General features: G+C 63.9%; 7 protein-coding genes and 1 pseudogene. 7 read left to right on the forward strand and 1 reads right to left on the reverse strand.

Annotation, left to right across the window (positions count from 1 at the left end):
- Nucleotides 1-5: 5 nt before the first annotated feature.
- The 6 genes from SE92_RS31500 to SE92_RS31525 all read left to right on the forward strand — a co-directional run bounded on the left by SE92_RS31500 (nt 6) and on the right by SE92_RS31525 (nt 5061).
- Complete coding sequence (locus SE92_RS31500) at nt 6-824, forward strand: ABC transporter ATP-binding protein (RefSeq protein ID WP_063202341.1); 819 nt, start codon at nt 6-8, stop codon at nt 822-824.
- Nucleotides 824-1609, forward strand: coding sequence for an ABC transporter permease (locus SE92_RS31505; RefSeq protein ID WP_063202343.1), 786 nt, complete (start codon nt 824-826; stop codon nt 1607-1609). Before SE92_RS31500 ends, SE92_RS31505 begins: the two co-directional genes overlap by 1 nt.
- Before the next feature lie 98 nt (nt 1610-1707).
- Nucleotides 1708-2241, forward strand: coding sequence for a DUF305 domain-containing protein (locus tag SE92_RS31510; protein WP_063202345.1), 534 nt, complete (start codon nt 1708-1710; stop codon nt 2239-2241).
- Nucleotides 2242-2250: 9 nt separating this feature from the next.
- Nucleotides 2251-3732: a YncE family protein gene (locus tag SE92_RS31515; protein ID WP_063202347.1), complete on the forward strand. Its 1482-nt coding sequence runs from the start codon at nt 2251-2253 to the stop codon at nt 3730-3732.
- A gap of 40 nt (nt 3733-3772) precedes the next feature.
- The gene (locus tag SE92_RS31520) at nt 3773-4291 is read left to right on the forward strand and encodes a sigma-70 family RNA polymerase sigma factor (RefSeq protein ID WP_157095770.1); all 519 of its coding nucleotides are present in this window, start codon (nt 3773-3775) and stop codon (nt 4289-4291) included.
- On the forward strand, nt 4288-5061 hold the full coding sequence (locus SE92_RS31525; RefSeq protein ID WP_063202348.1) for an anti-sigma factor family protein: 774 nt from the start codon (nt 4288-4290) through the stop codon (nt 5059-5061). Before SE92_RS31520 ends, SE92_RS31525 begins: the two co-directional genes overlap by 4 nt.
- A 54-nt stretch (nt 5062-5115) precedes the next feature.
- On the opposite strand, the gene SE92_RS31530 is transcribed toward SE92_RS31525, so the two are convergent.
- Nucleotides 5116-5565, reverse strand: a complete 450-nt coding sequence (locus SE92_RS31530) for a cupin domain-containing protein (protein ID WP_063202350.1) — start codon at nt 5563-5565, stop codon at nt 5116-5118.
- 137 nt (nt 5566-5702) lie between these two features.
- Between SE92_RS31530 and SE92_RS31535 the strand changes: the two are divergent.
- A pseudogene (locus SE92_RS31535) lies at nt 5703-5956 on the forward strand (ABC transporter substrate-binding protein); the annotation flags it as partial.

The following is a 5956-nucleotide window of genomic DNA, read 5'->3' on the forward strand; positions in this document are numbered from 1 at the left end:
AACATATGTCAACGCCAACGGCAGTGGCGCTGGAAGATGCCAAGGTTGCGTTCCGGCTCGGGGACGGGCGGGTCTATACGGCGGTGGAAAAGGCCCATCTCACGGTGGCGCAGGGCGAGTTCGTGGCCATTGTCGGCCCCACGGGCTGCGGGAAATCCACGCTGCTCAACGTCGCGGCCGGGCTGCTAAAGCCGGCCGCCGGCAGTGTCAGGATTTTCGACCAGCCGCTCGCCGGGCTGAACCGGGATGCCGGCTATCTGTTCCAGGCCGACGCGCTGTTCCCGTGGAAGACGGCGCTCGACAATGTCGCGATCGGGCTGGAGGTGCAGGGCACGCCGCGCACCGAAGCGCTGGCGCGGGCGCAGCAATGGCTGACCTCGGTTGGCCTCGGCGCCTTCGCGGGTCGCTATCCGCACATGCTCTCCGGCGGCCAGCGCAAGCGCGTGGCGCTGGCGCAGGTGCTGATCCGCGATCCCAAGATCCTCTTGATGGACGAGCCGTTCGGGCCGCTCGATGCGCAGACCCGGCAGGTGATGGGCAACCTGCTGCTCGACCTCTGGAGCGCCGACCGCAAGGCCGTGCTGTTCGTGACCCATGATCTCGAAGAGGCGATCGCGCTCGCCGACCGCGTCGTGATCATGTCGGCCGGTCCGTCCTCGCGCATCATCGGCGACTGGCGCGTCGGCTTGGCCCGCCCGCGCGACATCTTCGAGGTGCGGCTGGACAAGGAGTTCCACGAGCTGCATCGCGAGATCTGGAGCGTGCTCAAGGACGAGGTGATGAAGGGCTACGCGCAGTCCACGCAAGCGGCGGAGGCGGTCTGATGTCGCGCCCGACGCTGTTTGCGCTGCAAGTGCTGGTCGCGGTCGTCTGCATCGTGCTGTGGCAGGTGCTGTCGACCGTGCCCGTGTTCGGCAAGATCCTGCTGCCGCCGTTCTTCTTCTCCAACCCGCTCGACGTCTTCAGCCAGATCGTGAAGTGGTTCGCCTCCGGTGTGATCTGGAAGCATCTCGCCATCACGCTGACGGAATCGATCCTCGCCTTCGTGATCGGTTCGCTCGGCGGCGTGCTGATCGGCTTCTGGTTCGCGCGCCAGCCGCTGGTCGCCGCCGTGTTCGACCCCTACGTCAAGATGGTCAACGCGCTGCCCCGCGTCGTCCTGGCGCCGATCTTCGCGCTGTGGCTCGGCCTTGGCATCTGGTCCAAGGTCGCGCTCGGCGTGACCTTGGTGTTCTTCATCGTGTTCTTCAACGTCTATCAGGGCGTGAAGGAGGTCAGCCGCACCGTGCTCGACAACGGCCGCATGCTCGGCATGAGCGAGCGGCAACTGATGCGGCACGTCTATTGGCCCTCCGCGCTGTCCTGGATGTTCTCCTCGCTGCACACCTCGGTCGGGTTCGCCGTGGTCGGCGCGGTCGTCGGCGAATATCTCGGATCGGCCGCGGGGCTCGGCTATCTGATCCAGCAGGCCGAAGGCGTATTCGACGTCGCCGGCGTGTTCGCCGGCATGTTCGTGCTGTCGGCGTTCGTCATCCTGATCGACTATGGCGTCACGCTGGTGGAGCGGCGGCTCTTGGTGTGGCGGCCGACCGTGGACGGTCGCGGCTAGGCTCGATCGCCTGCTGACATTTATGTGATTGGCCGGTCGGAATAGAACGCGCGCCCACGCGTCATACCCCCATGCAACCACCTGCATGGGAGTTCAGGATGCACCAGTTACAGTTTCGCCGCGTCATTGCGTCGCTCGCAGGCAGATGCCGATGGCCGAGGCCAGGCCTCGGAACGGCGCTCATCGGCGCCCGCATCTTCGTCGCATTCGCGCTGCCGTCGCTCGTGCTCGCGCATGAAGCCCATCCGGTCCCCCCATCGGTTGCGCACAGCGCGGACGAGCGTGCGTTCCTGCAAGAGAACGACGCGGCGATGACCAAGATGATGAACGACATGGCGGCCAAGCCGACCGGCGATATCGATCGCGACTTCGTTGCGATGATGAATCCGCATCATCAGGGCGCGATCGACATGGCGGTCATCGAGCTGCGTTACGGCAAGAACGAACAGCTGCGGCGCATTGCCCAGGAAATCATCGTCGATCAGATGCAGGAGATTGCGGCGATGAAGCTCGCCATCGGCGAGCCTGCAACGGACACGACGCCGGCTCCGACGCAGCCGCCATCCGTTCCGACCGCAAACGTTCATCATCAGGGCATGCAGATGGATATGTCCGCCGGAATGAAGAAATAGGATTCATCAATGAAGACGTCCCGAAGCAACCTCATGAAGAGCATTTTCCTGGCAGCCACGATGCTCGCCACCGGCTCGGCCGCATGGGCAGGGCAGGCGCCGGGCGCGCTATCCGCCCCCGATATTCCGATCAGCCATCACGATCGCGTCTATGCGGCCGAGCAGTTCTCGAACACCGTCTCGGTGACGGATCCGGTCGACAACAAGCTGCTTGGTGTGATCCGCCTGGGAGATCCGCAGCCCGGCAATTTCAGCCCGCTCTATAAGGGCCAGGTTCTTGTGCACGGCATGGGTTTCTCCCCCGACCACAAGACGCTCGCCGTGGTCTCGATCGGCTCCAATTCGGTGAGCTTCATCGATACCGCGACCAATGCGGTCAGGCACGTGACCTATGTCGGGCGGTCGCCGCACGAGGCATTCTACACCCCCGACGGCAAGGAGGTGTGGGTCACCGTCCGCGGCGAGAACTACATCTCCGTGATCGATGCCAAGAGCCTGAAGGAGAAGGCCCGTATCACGACCCCCAACGGGCCGGGGATGCAGATCTTCTCCCCCGACGGCAAGTACGGCTACATCTGCTCGTCGTTCAATCCCGAGACTGATGTTGTTTCTGTCGCCGAGCACAAGATCATCGCCAAAGTGAAGCAAGAGAGCCCGTTCTGCCCGAACATCGCGGCGACGCCCGATGGAAACCAGGTCTGGTTCACGCTGAAGGATGTCGGCCGGACCCAGGTGTTCAACGCGAAGCCGCCGTTCAACCTGATCAAGACGATCGACACCGGTCCGATCACCAATCACGTCAATTTCGCGCATACCGCCAAGGGCACGTTCGCCTATGTCACCGTCGGTGGTCTGAACCTGGTGAGGGTTTTCCGCACGGACGATTTCTCGCAGGTCGCGACGATCCCGGTCGGTAATCTGCCCCATGGCGTCTGGCCGTCCGGCGATGGCACGCGCATTTATGTCGGCCTCGAGAACGCCGACGCCCTCGCAGCGATCGACACTGCGACCAACGGCGTGGTTGCGAATGTCCCGATCGGCCAGGCACCGCAGGCGATCGCCTACGTTCCAGGCGCGGCGCCCAATCCGGATGACCGCCAGAATCTGCAGCCGCTGGGCGTCGCCGGCCAGGTCGCCCATCTTTCGATGGGCCCCAAGGACGGATCGAAGGACGGATCGAAGGATGGCGCGGCGCCGACCAGCGTCTCGCTGTTCGACCAGGGCCTGATTCAGATATTGCAGGCTTCGGTGACAGGACTTCAACCCAAGCAGAAATATGTGCTTGCGCTGGCGGATCGAAATGATGGAACTGGCCCGCTGCAGCCGCTTGCGGCCTTCATGACGAATCCGGCCGGATCGGCTATCGTCAATGCGGCTGGTCCGATCCGCCAGATCGTCGATCAGTCCGCGGCCTCCGGAAAGCGATATCTTGTGATTGCCTCCGGTGATGCGGCCGAGCCCGGCGGCGCTGTCCAGATCGAGACGCAATGACACGCCATCGGGCGTCAACGAAAGGCAGGCGGAGCACTCCATGAAGGACATGCTGGTTCAGGTTGAACCGCTGATCCCCTCGCTCCGCCGTTATGCGCGCGCGCTGATGCGTGATCGCACAACCGCCGACGATCTGGTTCAGGATTGCCTGGAGCGCGCCGTCAGCCGCTGGCATCAGCGGCGTGACGGCAGCGTGCGCGCCTGGCTGTTCACCATCCTCCACAATCTGGCGGTTACCCAATTCCGTCAGACCGCGACGCGGGGAAGGCATATGCCGATCGATGATGCAGGCGAGCGCGAGCTCGCGAGTGCCGCCGCACAGGAGCACAGACTGATCTACCAGGACGTCCTGAACAAGCTCGCGAGGCTGCCGGAAGAGCAGCGGGCCGTGCTGTTGCTTGTCGCAGTCGAGGATTTTTCCTACGCCGACGCCGCGAAATTGCTGGATATCCCGGTCGGGACCGTGATGTCGCGCCTGTCACGCGCGCGGGAAAGGTTGCAGCAGGAGATGGAGGGTGCTGCACCGGGGAATGTCGTGGAATTGCGGAGCATGAAATGAGCCAGCGACCGATCACGGAAGATGATCTCCACGCCTTCGTAGACCAGGCGCTTGCACCCGAGCGTCGTGGCGAGGTTGCTTCCTATCTGAACGACCATCCGGATGCCGCCGGGCGCGTCGCGGCCTTCGCCAGCCAGCGCGAGCAGTTGCGTGGCGCGTTGGCTTCGATTGCAAATGAACCAGTGCCGGCCGAACTGAACCTGTCGCACATCATCGAAGGTCGAAAGCGACGTCCATTGCGTGCATGGATGGCAATCGCGGCGCTGTTGCTGGTGGGCATCGGCGGTCTCGGCGGATGGACCGTGCGCAGCCTGTTGCAAGGTGGTTCGAACGGATTGTCCGCATTGGCGCAGGAGGCCGCCTACTCCTACGGCGTCTACGCACAGGATCGCGTGCGGCCGGTCGAAATACGTGCTTCCGACAGCGCCGAGCTCACGCAATGGGTGTCCAGCCGGTTGAAGCGGGCGGTCAAGGTGCCTGATCTGTCCACGTCGGGCTATCGACTGATGGGAGGGCGCCTGGTTGCGACCTCGCACGGTCCGGCCGCGATGTTCATGTATGACGACGATCAGGGCGACCGTCTCGTCATGCTGACACGTCCAATGAGCAGCGGCAGTCAGGATGCGCCGATGATGCCGCACGCGGCCGGCGATATCGCAGGCTTCGCATGGGCGGATCGTGGCATGGGCTATACGCTCGTCGGCCAGCTTCCGGGGGACACCCTCAAGCCGATCGCAAACGAGATCCGCAAACAGGCGGGACCGATCTAGTTCCAGGACTCGGGAAACGGGTCCGCGCATTGGCGCGAACCCTGATGGCGAAGCCTAGTCCAGCAACTTGACGTCGTCGGGCGCTTGCGGCGGGGTCTTGATCGCGATGGCCTTCACCTGGCCGCTGATCGGCTTGGTGCCGCCATGCGGCGTGCCCTTGGGGATGATGACGAGATCACCCGGCTTCACCGTGACCTCCTTGTCGCCGAGCCAGATCGTGCCGGTACCATCAAGGATGTACTGGATCTCGTTGGTGTTGGGATGCATGTGCTTGGGCACATTGCCGACCTGGATCGAGATCGTGGCGCCGTCGGCGGTCATGAAGGTCTTGGAGCGATAGCCGACCTTGTTGGCCGGGCCCAGCGCATCACCGTCCATCTCGCCGGTATGGATGATTTGCGCGGTAATGCTCTCGGCGGCGAGCGCCGGCCCGAGCAGGTAAGTGGCGCCGCATCCGGCGACGAAGGCGGCCGTAATCGACAGCCCGGCAGCAAGGCGATTCATGGATGATCCTCCCCAGTATGATTTGTTGTTGTTCCCGCATGCTATTGCGCCGAAAGGCCGATGGCCAGTGCTTCGCTGAGCGCTTCTCAAGCCAGCCGGGCTGCTCTATGGTGCCGCCGGCCGAACGGAGGAAACCAATGAAGAACACGATTGCCAGGCTCGCCGGCGCGCTGCTCGCGCTGACGCTCACCACCTCATTTGCCGCGGCGCAAAGCAAGGTCACCATCGCCGTCGGCGGCGGCTCCTGCCTGTGCTATCTGCCGACGGTGCTGGCCAAGCAGCTCGGCGAATACGACAAGGCCGGCCTCAGTGTCGAGCTTGTGGACCTCAAGGGCGGTTCGGACGCGCTGAAGGCTGTGCTCGGCGGCAGCGCCGACGTCGTCTCCGGCTA

This window comes from Bradyrhizobium sp. AT1 (assembly GCF_001590795.1).
Taxonomy (GTDB): domain Bacteria; phylum Pseudomonadota; class Alphaproteobacteria; order Rhizobiales; family Xanthobacteraceae; genus Bradyrhizobium.

What these genes read in the sequence shown, in the direction of transcription:
- SE92_RS31500 (WP_063202341.1), top strand. Translation starts at nt 6, where the DNA reads ATGTCAACGCCAACGGCAGTGGCGCTGGAAGATGCCAAGGTTGCGTTC.
- SE92_RS31515 (WP_063202347.1), top strand. Translation starts at nt 2,251, where the DNA reads ATGAAGACGTCCCGAAGCAACCTCATGAAGAGCATTTTCCTGGCAGCC.
- SE92_RS31530 (WP_063202350.1), bottom strand. Translation starts at nt 5,565, where the DNA reads ATGAATCGCCTTGCTGCCGGGCTGTCGATTACGGCCGCCTTCGTCGCC.
- SE92_RS31520 (WP_157095770.1), top strand. Translation starts at nt 3,773, where the DNA reads ATGAAGGACATGCTGGTTCAGGTTGAACCGCTGATCCCCTCGCTCCGC.
- SE92_RS31525 (WP_063202348.1), top strand. Translation starts at nt 4,288, where the DNA reads ATGAGCCAGCGACCGATCACGGAAGATGATCTCCACGCCTTCGTAGAC.
- SE92_RS31510 (WP_063202345.1), top strand. Translation starts at nt 1,708, where the DNA reads ATGCACCAGTTACAGTTTCGCCGCGTCATTGCGTCGCTCGCAGGCAGA.
- SE92_RS31505 (WP_063202343.1), top strand. Translation starts at nt 824, where the DNA reads ATGTCGCGCCCGACGCTGTTTGCGCTGCAAGTGCTGGTCGCGGTCGTC.